The sequence below is a fragment of the Paenibacillus sp. FSL H3-0302 genome (assembly GCF_037982245.1).
GTDB classification, from domain to species: domain Bacteria; phylum Bacillota; class Bacilli; order Paenibacillales; family Paenibacillaceae; genus Paenibacillus_AQ; species Paenibacillus_AQ odorifer.
On record NZ_CP150284.1, the window covers coordinates 3,223,108 to 3,237,979 of the forward strand.

Consider the following 14,872-nt stretch of genomic DNA (forward strand, 5'->3'; position numbering starts at 1 on the left):
TAAGAGTCACTGAAGAGTCATTGTAGACAGATATACTGATCTCATCAACAAATGGGGGTCTAACAATGGATATTTTAAAGATTGAACATCTGTCTAAAACATATGGTAAAGGCGAGACCGCAGTAAAGGCTCTGGATGATGTATCTTTTTCAATTAAAAAAGGTGAATTCGTAGCGATTATTGGACCATCCGGCTCAGGAAAATCAACGATTCTGCATTTATTAGGTGGGGTGGATAGACCGACAAGTGGTAAAGTATTTGTAGATAACACGGATATTTATGATTTGAATGAAACACAGCTGGCGATCTTTAGACGCAGACAAATTGGTCTTATTTATCAGTTCTATAATCTCATACCGGTGCTGACGGTTGAAGAGAATATCACACTTCCGTTGCTGCTCGATCAGCATAAAGTGGATAAGAAGCAATTTGCAGATACCGTGAAGGCGTTAAATTTGGAAAATCGTTTAAACCATCTGCCGAATCAGCTATCAGGCGGACAGCAGCAGCGGGTATCCATAGGCAGAGCATTAATTAGTAACCCTGCAATTATGCTGGCAGATGAGCCAACTGGTAATCTTGACAGCAAGAATAGCAGTGAAATTATTGAATTATTAAAAATGTTTAATAAAACGTATAATCAAACACTGATTGTGATTACTCACGATGAACGTATTGCCTTGCAAGCAGATCGGGTTATTACTATTGAAGATGGAAGGATCGCTAAAGATGAGGTGATTCGTCCGTGAATATCGTAAACAAATTAACTATAAGACATTTGAAACAGAATAAGCGAAGAACATTGGTAACTATCATTGGAGTTATCATTTCAGTAGCTATGGTAACGGCTGTGGCGACGTTAGGTTTTTCTTTTATGGAATTAATGAAGAAGCAAAGTATCTCTACAAATGGAGAATGGCATGTCCAATATAGAAATGTTACTAAAGCTCAGCTCAAAGCGATAGAAACAGATGATGCGACAAAAGCCCTAGTGATCTCCAACGATCGTGGCTACGCCCCTTTAGAGGGTGGGAAGAATGAGAATAAACCCTATTGGTATATCAAGGAATATAATGCAGCTGGTTTTAAACAATTCCCGATTGAACTGCTGGAAGGTAGACTCCCGAAGACAAACCACGAAGTAGTCATTTCTGAGGAGATTGCAAAGAATGCAAAAGTCTCTTACAAGATTGGTGAAACTTTAACGCTTGATGTGGGTGAACGTGTCACTAGCGATGATGAAAATAGTGGCCAACCCCTATCTCAGAATGAACGATTACGGACTGAAGAGGATACCCTGCTTGAAAAGATTATTCATAAAAAATCAATGAACTATACGATTGTGGGAGTGATAAAACGTCCTACTTGGGAACCAACATGGTCTCCGGGTTATACTGCCATAAGTTATGTGGATGAAAGCATGATTGGAGCAGCTGAAAAAACCACAGCGACGGTTGTATTAAAAAAGGTGGACAGCTCCATATACAAGCATGCAGAGGAATTGGCAAAAGAAAATAAGATCGAGTCGATCTCTTATAATAATAGTCTGCTCCGCTATTATGGTGTGACGAATAACGATGGCTTACGTAACACACTTCTTTTATTGTCAGTAATTATTATGGTTGTGATTATCATTGGTTCCGTTTCTTTAATCTATAATGCTTTTGCAATCTCTGTCTCGGAGCGTGCACGTCATTTAGGGATGCTCTCCAGTGTAGGGGCTACAAAGTGGCAAAAGCAGAATTCAGTGTTTTTTGAAGGAATGATTATCGGTTTAATTAGTATTCCAATTGGGATCATTTGCGGTATAGCAGGCATCGGGATCACTTTTATGTTTATCAATTCGATGATTAAAGATGTATTAGGGATAACTGAGAGATTAATGTTGATTGTTACACCTCTGTCTCTACTAACCGCTTGTTTAGTTTCAATACTGACAATTTTTATATCCACCTATCTTCCAGCCAGAAAGGCTTCAAAGATCTCGGCAATTGATGCGATCAGACAAACAACCGATGTTAAGCTCTCAGGTAAAGCGGTGAAAACATCCAAGTTCGTGCGCAGATTGTTTGGTATTGAAGCAGAAATTGGTTTGAAGAATTTAAAGAGAAATAAACGCAGGTACCAAGCAACCGTGTTCTCACTTGTCATTAGTATTGTTTTATTTTTATCTGTATCAGCGTTCACTTCTAATATGAGAAGATCGGTAGAACTCTCACAGGATGGTTTGAACTATGATATCCAAGTATATATGGGGACTGAGGACGCTCAAAAAGTGGACCGGTTGACGAACTCGATATCCAAATTACCTAATATAACGGAATATAATGTGACTAAGGAACTCAGTGTGAGTTCATGGATTGATGAGAAAAATATGGCAAAAGAATTGCAAGAGATTGTGCAGGCGGATAAGAGTGTTCTAAAGAACGGGAAATATCCTTACTATATTCAGATCTATGCACTAAATGAACAGAGTTTGAAAACCTATGCAGAAACGGTCGGTATAAATTATGAACAACTAACGAAGCTTGATCAGATGACTGCTATTGTGAATGATACGGTTACCTTTGAGGATGAGAAAGCTAAAAAAATTGTTGAGACCAAAGCTTTTCACTCTGAAGTCGGCCAAAAGCTTGAGCTTATTTATACGGATTGGGATACCAAAAAAGAGACGAATTTATCACCAGTAAAAATTGTCGCTCTAACTGATAAACGTCCAATGGGAGTACATTCAGCAATGGTTGGTGGAATAAACATCATCGTCTCTAAACAAGTCTTCGATAAACTAACAAATGATGCGATGAGCAAAGATATTCAAAGCCGGCTTAACTTGAACAGCACAAACCCATTAGCGACACAACAAGCCATAGAGGAAATGAAAGAGCGGAATATCTATGTTCAAAATGTGTATCAAAATAGACAAAATAGTGAGCAGATGATCATGTTAATGTCTATTTTCACCTATGGTTTTATTGCTTTGATTACTTTAATATCAATTGCGAATATTTTTAATACGATATCAACTAGCATATCTCTTCGTAAAAGAGAGTTTGCGATGCTGAAGTCTGTGGGCATGACGCCAAATGGTTTTAATAAAATGATTAATTACGAAAGTGTTTTTTATGGAATAAAGTCACTACTATATGGGCTTCCGATTAGTATAGTTATTATGTACTTGATCTATAGATCAATGATGAGCAGCTTCTCTTATGGATTCACACTTCCGTGGATGAGTATCTTGTGTGTCATATTGGCAGTGTTTATCATCGTTAGCGCAGCTATGTTATATTCAAGCTCAAAAGTGAAAAAAGAGAACATTATCGATGCATTGAAACAGGAAAATATATAACTATTAGCCCATCATTGCCGCGTTTAACGCGGCTTTTTTGTGTCATATCTGACACGTTGGTATGTAAATTCTTATAAATTCCTATGATATAATGTACACAATTGAATTGAACAGATTATAACCACGAGGTAGGTGTCAACGAATTGAGAACAGTTGTCGTGATTGGCGGGGGAATTACTGGATTGTCTACCGCTTACTATTTACAGAAATCTATAGAGCATAACAAGCTAGATGTAAAAATCATTTTGGTTGAAGCCAGCGATAGACTGGGCGGCAAAATCAGAACACTAAAACAAGAAGACTTCATTATGGAGTCTGGGGCAGATTCTATTGTCACTCGCAAAACGAATGTTGCACCTCTGATTGAAGAGTTGGGTATTCAAAATGAGGTTGTATATAACGCGACAGGAATATCCTTTATTTATACAGAAGGTAAACTGAAGCAAATTCCTAAAGATGCAGTCTTTGGCATTCCGCTCAGTATGGAGTCGCTTGCTACAACAGAACTGATCTCAGCTGAAGGAAAGGTTGAAGCACTCAAAGATTTCTACACTCCCAATAATAATTTTACGAAAAACGATTCCGTGGGTGATTTTCTAGAAGCTTTTTTTGGAAAAGAACTTGTCGAGAAGCAAATTTCACCGGTTCTTTCAGGTGTATATTCCGGGAAGCTAAGCGAACTTACAATTGCCTCAACGCTGCCTTATTTGATTGATTATAAGAATGAATACGGCAGTATTATTCAAGGCTTATCCGCAAATAAAGCCAAATTTCAAGGGAATGGTGATAAGAAGTTCATGTCATTCAAGGGAGGTGTATCTGCCTTGATCGACTCTATGGAAGAACATCTTTCTAATTCGGAGATCATCAAAGGGATTCGTGCCGAAAGAATTGAGAAGCGTGGAGAGCAGTACCAGGTAACTTTGGCAGATGGACGAATCATAGACTCCGATGTTGTCGTACTTGGAACGATGCATTCTACTGCACAAGCGCTACTTCAAGACGAAAAACTAAATGAAGATTTCAATCAGTTATATAATAGTTCTATGATTAGTGTATATTTAGGATTTGATATCCCCGACAGTCAGCTGCCTGCGAATGGCACAGGGTTCATCACTGCCAACAGCGATGATGTTCTATGTAATGCGTGTACGTGGACAAGTCGCAAGTGGGAGCATACGTCAGGACAACAGCGTCTGCTTGTCAGACTCTTTTATAAAAGCTCAAACCCTCATTATGATTCGTTGATCAAGCTATCTGAAGAGGAACTATTGAAGGTGGCTTTGAAAGATATACAGACCAGTCTCGGGATAACAGGACAGCCAGCTACCTACGATGTGACCAAATGGCATGATGTAATGCCAAACTACCATAAACTTCATCATCAAATTGTAGTATCCTTAGAGAAGAAGATGACAGACAGGTATCCTAATGTTATCCTTGCTGGATGCTCCTATTATGGTGTAGGCATTCCAGATTGTATTGCGAATGGAGAAAAAACAGCAGAGCGTATTTTGGAACAAGTAATTTCACATTAAAAAGGAGGGTGTACAATCGTGAGAAGATTAGCGATCAGCTCTATGCAAAGTCTAGACTTATAAACAACGGCGGTTGTTTGTATAGAGCGAAAAATTGATTTTACCGCTAGTGCTGTGTGCATGGGTTGTTTAAAGAATAGACTTTGCTACCTTCAAACTCATAAAAAGTTTAAGGAGCAGAGCGATTATGAAATATGTAAATGCAGATACGATTTTCCCAAAAGAATTATTAGAGGAAATTCAGAAATATATCAACGGGGGTATGGTTTATATCCCTAAGCCTGAAGAATCACATGTAAAATGGGGCGAAAAGTCAGGGAGCAGAAAATACTTAAGATCTAGAAACATCGAAATCTGTCTAAGGTTTGCTGTGGGTGCAACGGTTGACCAGCTTTCAGATGAATATTGCCTATCTAGGGATAGTATTAAGAAAATTGTTTATTCAAAAAAATAGCTTATCATCCAAAAAAACCACGTTAGAGGAAACTCTGACGTGGTTTTTGGAATTTAATAATAATTTAATCTTAAATACCATACTTTTTCCGATATTTATTGATCCCATCTACGAACTGTCCTTCATACTTCACGCCTTCATCCATCTTTTTATTTGCCGCATTAATAGCTGTACTCGAAACTTTTGTTTTGTATAGTGCTTCTTTCATCATTGTCATTGCTTCTAATTGCAACTTAATCGCTTTTAAATAGATTTCATGTAACGCCTGCAATTCTGTATTGGGTGCTTTAATTTTTTTCGCCTCTATTACCAACTTAGTGTAATTAGGAATGATTACATTATTGAACGCTGTATAGCGTTGTTTTCTATTGTTACCTGTATCTATTCTGTTCTTTACATATGCCTCAGAGGCAATTTCATCAAATTTAAAAATCGCTGCTATTTGATCAGAATAGGTTGTGAAATCTATTACTTCTTGTGGCGTTTTCATCTTTTCTTCATAATCTGCCTCAGATAGAACGGTAATAGGAAATCTTTCTTCAGACCAACCAGGAATGTTGAAGACTACTTCTGCAGAACCTTCTTGAACTCCTGTAATAATATAATCTGAGTAACCATCCAATTCAATGGTAAGTATAGATTCATCAGAAACTTCAGGTGTCAATTTTGCATATGTAAGACTGGTCATTTCAGCTAGTAAACGAACTTTTATTTTTGTGGTCCCACCCACGGGAATAACATCACTAGATAAAGTAATACTCGCTTCGTTGAGCAATTTCTTATCAGCAGCAAACACAGTGGATGGCATTAATAGAGCAATAACCATAGTGCATAGTATCAAATATCGACCAAACCTTTTCATTTTCAATCATCCTTATCTATTGATTTTGTATTTACTGGTAGCAATCTCGTCTTCCATAAACTTACTATTCCTCCCTGAGTTTTACTATAAAGTGTTTCTTCTCAAATACCAACTACTTTTTGTGCTTTAAATCTCTATACATCGATTGGGAATGGATTACTGAATTAAATGAAGTCAAATATAAAGATAGATAGGGCGACAACCTGTATTTTTTGATACAAGTAGTAGCCCTATCCATTAAATATGTAATGCTATACGATTTGTTTATTCATATTCAAAGAGGCTTCAAATGCATCAATTATATACAGGAATCGTTCTGCTTCTCGGAATACATGATCCGCAAGCAATGGATGGATGATGCTCTTTATTCGGCATTCCTCAATAAGATCACGTGCCGTTTTCTTAAAGTCACGGAGAGATTTAACTGAGACTTTATTCTCGTCAAGTTGCTGACTGAGCAGGGGTTTGGTTTTCATTAATAATTGCGTCTGATAAAAGATCTAACCTACCCTGATTCAGTTCTTACAGTCGATTTCGAAAATAGTTGGCTTCCCTACTGACATGATCCACTAATAAGGGGAAGTTCGTTCCGCCTGGAAGCTTACATTGTAGAATTAGACCTAGTATTTTCCTTTTAAACGCCCAGATATGTGATGCTGCACTATGAACTTCCTCATTAAACTTCCATATTACTACTGGATCAGAATCCACAGTGAATCCGAGTGATTTATTCTCTATGGCTTCGAATGTGGCATAGAAATGGTTTGCTTCATTAATTAGTTGCGTGTCTTCACAACGAAACCCAAGGTTTAAGAAAAAAAGAGTGTTCTTTGATGATTCGTGACCAGAATCTTATTTCATCTAGAGGTCTCGAAACAAAAGGATCCGGCATATCTGAGTACACCCCCCATTTTCATACAATTATAATCTGCGTGAGGTTTGTACTATATCCGCAAAAGTTAAGACGAGTATATAGAAGTACAGTAGGTACGCTTAACTTAATTATCAAATATAAATGGTGACATTATATAAAAATTAATTCTAATCGAATATGGCATATATCTAGAGCGAGGTCGTAATTATACTAAAAAAGAAGTGACAATAGACAAGAAATTGTGGAGGTATGATGGAGATTAAGCTTGTTCCAGTAACCATAATATTTGAGTGATCTCCATAAATATATTCAGGAATTCGACAGAAGGTAAGGAGGGAACGACATGAATATCACAATCACCTTAACTGACAGTGCCTCGAAGTTTATTATTAACAACCTTTACCCACTATACTTACACGATCTATCAGAAATATGGGGGACGATTCCTAATCGATACGGGGTATTCGAGGAGGACGAGACACAGTCACTGCAGGAACAGAATAAAGTCTTCGACATTTGGTGGGAGAAAGCTGGCATTTTGTATCCTTATTTAATAAAAGAAAATGATATTCCAATAGGGTTTGCATTAGTTGCTACACCACCATATACTCCGTCTGCTTGTGAATTCTATTTGAATGAATTTTTTATTCTACGGCCTTTCCGTGGTAAGGGGCTCGCTGAATATGCGGCTAAGGAAGTCTTTAAGCTTCATTTGGGTAACTGGGAGCTACAAACGAATCCCACGGATACAAATAGGAGAGCACAGCATTTTTGGAGGAAAACTTTAAAAGAATACACTGGGGATAGTTATTTAGAGGAATGCGGGAAGTCATATGATGATGAATTAAAGATGATTTTTACATTCAATAACCAATCAGAATTATCGAATCCATAAAAGGGGATTTCGAAGTTATGTTTAAGAATTCATTCCTAAAAGCAAAAGCTTATAAGTACAATTCACTGCAATATTTGGTGGCTTTAGTGCTTGAAATGGATGCTAACACAACCGAATAGGTTTAATAATAAAAGCCGATCTAACTATCGTAGTTAGATCGGCTTTTGTTGATCTTAGCTATTTGATGTAATTAACTCGCAAATATATGCTTACCAATTTTTAAGTTTTGCGGACGTGACCAAATCCATGCACTAGTTGCTGTATCGGGATTGAAATAATAGATTGAATGGTTTGTGGGGTCCCAACCTCGAACAGCATCAAGAGCAGCTAAATAAGCTGTCTGATTTGGTGTAAGCCAATACTGGCCGTCAGATACGGCTGTGAAAGCTCCTTTTTGGAATACAACTTCTTTAATATTGTCAGGAAATTGACTAGATTGTATACGATTCATGACTACTGCACCCACTGCAACTTGTCCAACATAAGGCTCACCGCGAGACTCACTGTAGATAACTTTAGCCAAAATATCCATTTCATTAATATTAAGTGTGTGTTTTTTTAAAATATTCCAAGTTTTTGTCCCCGAAATTCCATCAGCGCTTATGCCATAGGCCTTTTGAAATTTAGCAACCGCTGCTTTCGTTTGTGATCCGTATACCCCATCTAAGGGCTCAGTATAGAAATCAAGGGTTTTTAATCTATATTGTAGATCCCATACATCTCCTGAAGAACTTCCTATGGTTAATAGCGGAGCTGCATTAGCAGAACCGATCATAGTAGCCATGCTCACCAGACCCAAAAGAAGCAACAAAGTGAATATTTTAGTCTTCATTATAGTAGCCTCCTTTCAGAAAACATTATAAATATAGTTTAATCATTGAGACAACACTCATTTAATGGAAAATAAATTACTGTTTTACAAACTGTAAATCCTTAGTTCCGTTTGTGATTTTCTGAAATGGGTAAAATAATACTTATAGGCAGATAAAATTTCGGAGGTCTTTTATATGAAAAAGCAATTATTTCTACTAGTCGTCGCAGCTGCTTTCAGCTTAAGTGCTTGTAGTAATGACAATAGCTATGGCAATCAGATGTCTTCTAACGATACACAAATGGAACATAACTCACATTCAAGTTCAGGTGAAGTTCCAAAAGATCTGAGGGTAGCGGAGAATCCTACTTACAAAGTAGGAAGTGAAGCTGTGATCCAAACTGACCATATGGAAGGGATGAAGGGAGCCATTGCGACAATTGTGGGAGCTTATGAGACGACAGCATATAATGTTTCCTATAGACCTACTACAGGAGGTCAACCGGTTACAAATCATAAGTGGATTATTCATGAAGAAATAAAAGAAGCAAAGGATATATCCTATCAACCAGGCTCAGAGGTTATTATGGAAGCTGATCATATGAAGGATATGAAGGGTGCAACGGCTCAGATTAACTCAGCAGAAAAAACCACTGTCTATATGATTAATTACAAACCTACTACGGGTGGAGATGAAGTGAAAAATCATAAGTGGGTAACAGAAGATGAGCTTTCACCTGTAAAATAATAGATCAACACAAAAACTGCAACTTACTCAGTTACGCATGAGTACGTTGCAGTTTTTGTTGTTTTATAGTCAGCTTCAAAATAATTTGCGGTTAGGTTTTATCCACTGCAAGTTTTGAAGATTTCATGTTTGAAAGGTCCTGTTCAGCTTCTTCAGGAACTGGCATTTGGTTAGAAGTACGAAGTGGAAGCTCCTTCAGGAAGAAGACAAGCACGAAAGCTACAACAAGCACAATGGTCCCGGTTAAGAACACGGATGACAATGTCTGTCCTAAAGCATCACGTATACCCTCAATCATTTGTAAGAAGACAGGCTGTACATCGGCTGGCAGACTAACTTGAGTCTGTTCAAGCAATGGTTTGTTCATTAATGCCTGTGGATTAGCGAAGGAGAGCATTTGCTCAGCAAGTTTTGGATCTATCTGTGTGAAATCCGGTGCTGATGACGATTGCAGAGCTTCCTTCAAGTTTTTGGTAAGACTATTGGACATAACGGTACCCATGACTGCGATACCGATCGTACCGCCTAAATTACGGAATAATTGTGAGGAGGCCGTTACTACACCCAGTTCTGTGTGTGAAACCGCATTTTGAGTAGCTAGTGAGAATACTGGCATCCCCAATCCTAACCCAAGACCAAACACAATCATACTTAGGACAGCCATCGGTACATTATTCATAAATACCATAATTGTCATACCAGCAATCATAATGGGTATTCCAATTAATGCGTAACGTTTATACTTCCCTTTTTTCGCCATCTTTTGTCCGGTAAGGGCACTGGCTACAACCATAACGATCGACATTGGCATAGTAACATACCCTGCATATGTCGCGGAGATCCCCAGAACACCTTGTACGAAGAAGGAAAGATAGATCATAGCTCCCATCATACCGAAGTTCATAATAAAACCAATAATATTAGATATGGTAACTACACTATTCTTAAATAGATGAAGCGGGAGTATTGGATTTTTAGCTTTGGATTCGACAAAAATAAAGAGAAGTGCCGAAACGACTGTTCCCGCCAACAGGCCGAGAATTTGCGAAGAACCCCAATCATATTCTGTACCTGCCCAGGTGAAGGCAAGCAGTAGAGGCACGATGGTGGTTGTCATTAGCAAGGAACCTAAATAGTCGATGCTGGTTGACTCCCCGCGTTTGCCTTTAGGAAATAAGGTAAGAATCATGACGAAGGCTACTACACCTAGCGGTAGGAAGATCCAGAACAGCCAATGCCAATCCATATTGTCGATCAAAAAGCCTCCAAGCGTTGGTCCAAGCACACTGGAGAAACCGAATACGGCCATCATCAACCCCATCCATTTACCACGTTCACGCGGAGGGAATAAGTCACCTACGGCAGTAAATGCGGTGGATTGAATAATACCTGCACCTACCCCTTGAATCCCACGATAAATGATAAATTGATAAACATCGGAAGATGTTCCTGTCAGAAAAGCCCCAACCATAAATAATAGAATACCTGCTAATAGAAAGGGTTTACGTCCGAACATATCAGATAACTTACCGACAAGAACGGTTGCTATTGTTGATGTTAATAAATAAATGTTAATAGTCCAAGTATAGTAATCCATGCCATCAAGAATTGCGATTATACGCGGCATAGCAGTACTTGTAATTGTCTGATTAATCGCTGCGAACAGCATTGCAGCCATAATAGCTATCATAATACTAAGTTTTCGTTTGCTGGATAAATGTTCCATTCGATTGTTTCCCCGCCACTTTTTAAATTTTATCTCTTGTCTAAATCAGAAATTATAACTGCGAAAATTCTTCTTAAATGCTCAATATCTTCATCGGGCAGTATCTTAAAGTAAGATTCCATAAGTTCTTGATGGCGTTCCTGCACCTCTTTAATCGTTGCTTCTCCTTTCTGCGTAATGGTGATGTGTACCACTCTTCGATCATCCTTGGCGCGTTCCTTATTTACGTAATCTTCAGCGATTAATTGGTCTGTTACGCCTGTAATTGCTGCTGAGGTAATACCAAGAGCTGCAGCAATCTGTGATACGTTTTGTGGACCGTTCTTAGATAAAGTCCTGAGGGTTTTGAACTGTGTAATATTTAGGGGGTAGTCTTGTTTGTTCCAATCTTGAGAGATTCCTTTTAAAAAGGATTTGAACATAGTAGAAATCTGAAGAAAATCTTCATTATTAGCCAAATCACGCCTCCTAAAGTTATGAAATAGGGCGGAATAAGTAATTCCATTAAATTTTAGATAACAACTAAATGATTAACTACTTAATTATTAAAGCGTGAAACAATATATCATCCTTTTTTATATCTCGTCAAGAAAAGGTTTGTTTTTTCGAATGAAATAGAGTGGGTTGATAATATTGTTGTTGAAGTTCGTTCCTGAGCTAATGAATTATTTGTTATACTGTGTATAGTTATCGTTATTATCAATACATTAAAAAAGGAGCATTTATTTGAATCTAGCAACGCCTGTAACACCTATTCAACTTATGCAAGTACTTCTAAACGTTTCTGTGATTCGCCCTGTTTTTATCTGGGGGGCGCCTGGTATTGGGAAATCTTCGCTAGTAGAAGCTTTTGCTGATCAGGTGGGTCTTCCTTGTGTGTCTCTATTAGGTTCTCAATTAGCACCTGAAGACATCATTGGAGTCCCGCAAATCGTTAACGGTAAGAGCCAATTCTGTCCTCCAAAAATGATTGCTCGGGATGAACCTTATTGTTTGTTCCTGGACGAGCTTAATGCCTGTTCTCAAGAAGTGCAAAAAGCTTTTTATAGTCTCATCCACGAACGCCGCATAGGCGATTATCACCTACCTGAGGGCTCTATAGTAATAGGAGCTGGTAACCGTGCACAAGATAGTGCAATTGTTAAACCTATGTCCTCCGCGCTTATCAATCGGATGTTCCATATACAGTTAAATGTATCGTTTCAAAATTGGATCTCTTGGGCATATGAGCATAGCATTCATCCTATGGTTATTGAATATCTGGAATTGCGTCCCGATCATTTGTGGAGTGCACCTCCAAAGACTGAAGAGCCTTTCTCCACGCCACGCTCTTGGCATATGCTTAGTGATGCACTACATGAGTTTGGCGATGATATAAATGCGGATACCGTGGGGATTTTAGCGAATGGTTCACTGACACCTGCTCACGCCACACAATTTAGGGCTTTTTATAAAAATCTAACTGGAAAATATGAACTTAATCAAATTATAGATGGTAAATCCTCATTTCCAACGGCTCCAGAAGATCGGGATCTCCTGTATTTCCTGGCGCAATCCTTGCGTGCCCAGATTATCAAAGAACTCCCTCCGATTAAAGATAACGTACGAGATGGACATCGCCAATTTGCACACACTGTTAAAAAGCTGATTAAAGACCTGTCCGTCATTAGCTTTGAAATTGCACAGCTAGTAGTTGCTAAGCAGGAGCAAAGTGATAATATTCCAGATTGGTTAATGGTTGAAATTGTACGTGATTTACCACGTCTTGCAATAAAAGAGCGGGGGTAAATATGGCTAAAAAAACAACTCCAGATAATCCCGCTTTGAAAAATTTTAATGAAGCATGTTCGTTAATCGCGGATCATCCTATTTTTGCGCCGTTATCTGTTCGAGCTTCGATTATTCATAATGAAAATAGTCCCTATCCTGAAGACGGCTGGGCAATTGTCACTAATAACGGTTATATTTACACTCATCCTAAACGGCGTGGCGAGGTTGCTGAATGGATGTACGTTTTGGCACATTGTTTTCTTCATTTAGGTCTTGGACATTTAAAGATTAAAGAGAATCAAGTGGCGTGGAACGTTGCATGTGATGTGTACATAGCAAAGTTTTTAAATGACTTGAAGCTTGGGAAAGTACCCGCAGATATGGAGTCGCGAATTGATCTTACAATTAAAGATGAACAACAGCTTTACGAGCAGTTTATGATAAAAGGAATTCCGGACACCTCCAGATATTTTGGGACTGCGGGTGTTTCAAAACTGGATATGAATGTTAGAGAAACCACCAAAAGATACTGGGGAAAAGCACCGGATTGGGAAGCCTATTTTGCTTATGGGTTATCTAATGCTGTGACGAATGCAGTAAGTGTTGCTGGAGGCCATGCTAATACTATTAGTGACCCTACACTTTCATTAACCGCTCCACAACGTGCAAAACGATGGTTTATGGACAGATATCCTTTATTAGGTGCGCTTGCCGCCGGCTTTGAGATTATAGAAGATCCAGCGATATGTCGGCGATTTGATATTTCCATAGCTGCCATTGACGTTATTGAGCGCAAAATATTTATGAACCCTGCAGCCGGACTAAACGATGAGGAGTGTATTTTCGTGATAGCGCATGAGCTTCTGCACGCGGGGCTTCAGCATCACGAGCGATGTCTTGGCCGGGATCATTATCTTTGGAATGTGGCTTGTGACTACGTAATAAATCTATGGCTAGTAGAAATGAGTGTAGGGGAGTATCCGCGAATTGGACTCTTATTAGATCCTGAGCTTAAAGGTTTATCTGCTGAAACGATTTATGATCGTATGGTCGGAGATATCCGCACTTATAAGAAACTGGCAACCTTGAGAGGGAATGGACTTGGTGACATTTTAGATAACGGTTCATCAAGTTTTTGGGATGCGAGAGAAGGACAGACACTAGATGATTTCTGTAAAAATGCTATGCAACAAGGACTTATGTATCATGTAGAGCATAGTCGCGGTCTTTTGCCATCAGGCCTAGTTGAAGAGATTAGAGCGCTGGGCCAGCCACCTATTAAATGGGATGTAGAGCTTGCTCGTTGGTTTGATCATTATTTCTCACCGCTTGAGAAGACCAGATCTTATTCACGAATTAGCAGACGTCAATCTTCTACGCCTGATATCCCTCGACCACAGTGGGTTCATAGCGGTGCTGCAGATGATGGCCGCACTTTTGGAGTTATTTTAGATACCTCAGGCTCAATGGATAAAAAGCTTCTGGCCAAAGCATTAGGGGCCATTTCAAGTTATGCGCAGGCTCGTGATGTTCCTTTTGCACGGATTATCTTTTGTGATGCTTGTCCTTATGATGCAGGTTACATGCCCCCGGAGGCTATCGCGGATCGGGTACAAGTGAAGGGAAGAGGGGGAACGATCTTACAACCAGCTATTGATTTGATTCAACAAGCTGAGGATTTTCCGAAAAAAGGACCACTTCTAATTATTACAGATGGTTATTGTGACAAGCTGACCCTTAAAAGAGACCATGCTTATATCTTGCCCAAGGGAAATGACTTGCCTTTCTCACCCAAAGGACCTGTATTCAGAATTAATTAGGGCTTAGAATAAATTTAGAGCGAGG

At 38.8% G+C, this 14,872-nt stretch carries 12 protein-coding genes and 1 pseudogene; 8 read left to right on the forward strand and 5 right to left on the reverse strand.

Annotation, left to right across the window (positions count from 1 at the left end; genetic code table 11):
- The first annotated feature begins 65 nt into the window (after nucleotides 1-65).
- The 4 genes from MHH50_RS14395 (at nucleotide 66) to MHH50_RS14410 (ending at nucleotide 5,341) form a co-directional block, all read left to right on the forward strand.
- Nucleotides 66-749 carry an ABC transporter ATP-binding protein gene (locus MHH50_RS14395; RefSeq protein ID WP_076125806.1) on the forward strand — a complete coding sequence of 228 codons (684 nt, stop codon included), beginning with the start codon at nucleotides 66-68 and terminating at the stop codon, nucleotides 747-749.
- Nucleotides 746-3,349, forward strand: a complete 2,604-nt coding sequence (locus MHH50_RS14400; protein WP_076306782.1) for an ABC transporter permease — start codon at nucleotides 746-748, stop codon at nucleotides 3,347-3,349. The genes MHH50_RS14395 and MHH50_RS14400 overlap by 4 nt, the downstream gene beginning before the upstream one ends.
- Before the next feature lie 143 nt (nucleotides 3,350-3,492).
- The gene (locus MHH50_RS14405; protein WP_340034506.1) at nucleotides 3,493-4,887 is read left to right on the forward strand and encodes a protoporphyrinogen oxidase; all 1,395 of its coding nucleotides are present in this window, start codon (nucleotides 3,493-3,495) and stop codon (nucleotides 4,885-4,887) included.
- A gap of 187 nt (nucleotides 4,888-5,074) precedes the next feature.
- A complete protein-coding gene (locus MHH50_RS14410; protein WP_038570858.1) occupies nucleotides 5,075-5,341 on the forward strand; it encodes a CD3324 family protein in 267 nt (88 codons plus the stop codon).
- Nucleotides 5,342-5,411: 70 nt separating this feature from the next.
- On the opposite strand, the gene MHH50_RS14415 is transcribed toward MHH50_RS14410, so the two are convergent.
- Nucleotides 5,412-6,203 carry a hypothetical protein gene (locus MHH50_RS14415; RefSeq protein ID WP_312149527.1) on the reverse strand — a complete coding sequence of 264 codons (792 nt, stop codon included), beginning with the start codon at nucleotides 6,201-6,203 and terminating at the stop codon, nucleotides 5,412-5,414.
- Nucleotides 6,204-6,454: 251 nt separating this feature from the next.
- Nucleotides 6,455-7,095: pseudogene (locus MHH50_RS14420) on the reverse strand (DUF2935 domain-containing protein).
- Nucleotides 7,096-7,420: 325 nt separating this feature from the next.
- Here MHH50_RS14420 and MHH50_RS14425 point away from each other — a divergent pair.
- Nucleotides 7,421-7,972: a GNAT family N-acetyltransferase gene (locus MHH50_RS14425; protein WP_076125801.1), complete on the forward strand. Its 552-nt coding sequence runs from the start codon at nucleotides 7,421-7,423 to the stop codon at nucleotides 7,970-7,972.
- Between the two features lie 190 nt (nucleotides 7,973-8,162).
- On the opposite strand, the gene sleB is transcribed toward MHH50_RS14425, so the two are convergent.
- A complete protein-coding gene (gene sleB / locus MHH50_RS14430; RefSeq protein WP_254847639.1) occupies nucleotides 8,163-8,756 on the reverse strand; it encodes a spore cortex-lytic enzyme in 594 nt (197 codons plus the stop codon).
- Nucleotides 8,757-8,979: 223 nt separating this feature from the next.
- Here sleB and MHH50_RS14435 point away from each other — a divergent pair, with 223 nt between their 5' ends.
- Nucleotides 8,980-9,531 carry a YdhK family protein gene (locus MHH50_RS14435; RefSeq protein ID WP_076125797.1) on the forward strand — a complete coding sequence of 184 codons (552 nt, stop codon included), beginning with the start codon at nucleotides 8,980-8,982 and terminating at the stop codon, nucleotides 9,529-9,531.
- Nucleotides 9,532-9,622: 91 nt separating this feature from the next.
- Here the strand turns inward: MHH50_RS14435 and MHH50_RS14440 are convergent, their stop codons facing one another.
- Nucleotides 9,623-11,257 (reverse strand): MDR family MFS transporter, encoded by a 1,635-nt coding sequence (locus MHH50_RS14440; RefSeq protein ID WP_340034509.1) that lies wholly within the window; start codon nucleotides 11,255-11,257, stop codon nucleotides 9,623-9,625.
- Between the two features lie 29 nt (nucleotides 11,258-11,286).
- Complete coding sequence (locus tag MHH50_RS14445) at nucleotides 11,287-11,715, reverse strand: MarR family transcriptional regulator (protein WP_036678010.1); 429 nt, start codon at nucleotides 11,713-11,715, stop codon at nucleotides 11,287-11,289.
- 268 nt (nucleotides 11,716-11,983) lie between these two features.
- Here MHH50_RS14445 and MHH50_RS14450 point away from each other — a divergent pair, with 268 nt between their 5' ends.
- A complete protein-coding gene (locus tag MHH50_RS14450) occupies nucleotides 11,984-13,045 on the forward strand; it encodes a MoxR family ATPase (RefSeq protein WP_076125793.1) in 1,062 nt (353 codons plus the stop codon).
- Between the two features lie 2 nt (nucleotides 13,046-13,047).
- A complete protein-coding gene (locus MHH50_RS14455) occupies nucleotides 13,048-14,847 on the forward strand; it encodes a peptidase (protein ID WP_340034511.1) in 1,800 nt (599 codons plus the stop codon).
- The last annotated feature ends 25 nt before the right edge of the window (nucleotides 14,848-14,872 follow it).

Coding starts and splice junctions, on each gene's coding strand:
- MHH50_RS14395 (WP_076125806.1), top strand. CDS start 66: ATGGATATTTTAAAGATTGAACATCTGTCTAAAACATATGGTAAAGGC.
- MHH50_RS14410 (WP_038570858.1), top strand. CDS start 5,075: ATGAAATATGTAAATGCAGATACGATTTTCCCAAAAGAATTATTAGAG.
- MHH50_RS14415 (WP_312149527.1), bottom strand. CDS start 6,203: ATGAAAAGGTTTGGTCGATATTTGATACTATGCACTATGGTTATTGCT.
- MHH50_RS14425 (WP_076125801.1), top strand. CDS start 7,421: ATGAATATCACAATCACCTTAACTGACAGTGCCTCGAAGTTTATTATT.
- sleB (WP_254847639.1), bottom strand. CDS start 8,756: ATGGCTACTATGATCGGTTCTGCTAATGCAGCTCCGCTATTAACCATA.
- MHH50_RS14435 (WP_076125797.1), top strand. CDS start 8,980: ATGAAAAAGCAATTATTTCTACTAGTCGTCGCAGCTGCTTTCAGCTTA.
- MHH50_RS14440 (WP_340034509.1), bottom strand. CDS start 11,257: ATGGAACATTTATCCAGCAAACGAAAACTTAGTATTATGATAGCTATT.
- MHH50_RS14455 (WP_340034511.1), top strand. CDS start 13,048: ATGGCTAAAAAAACAACTCCAGATAATCCCGCTTTGAAAAATTTTAAT.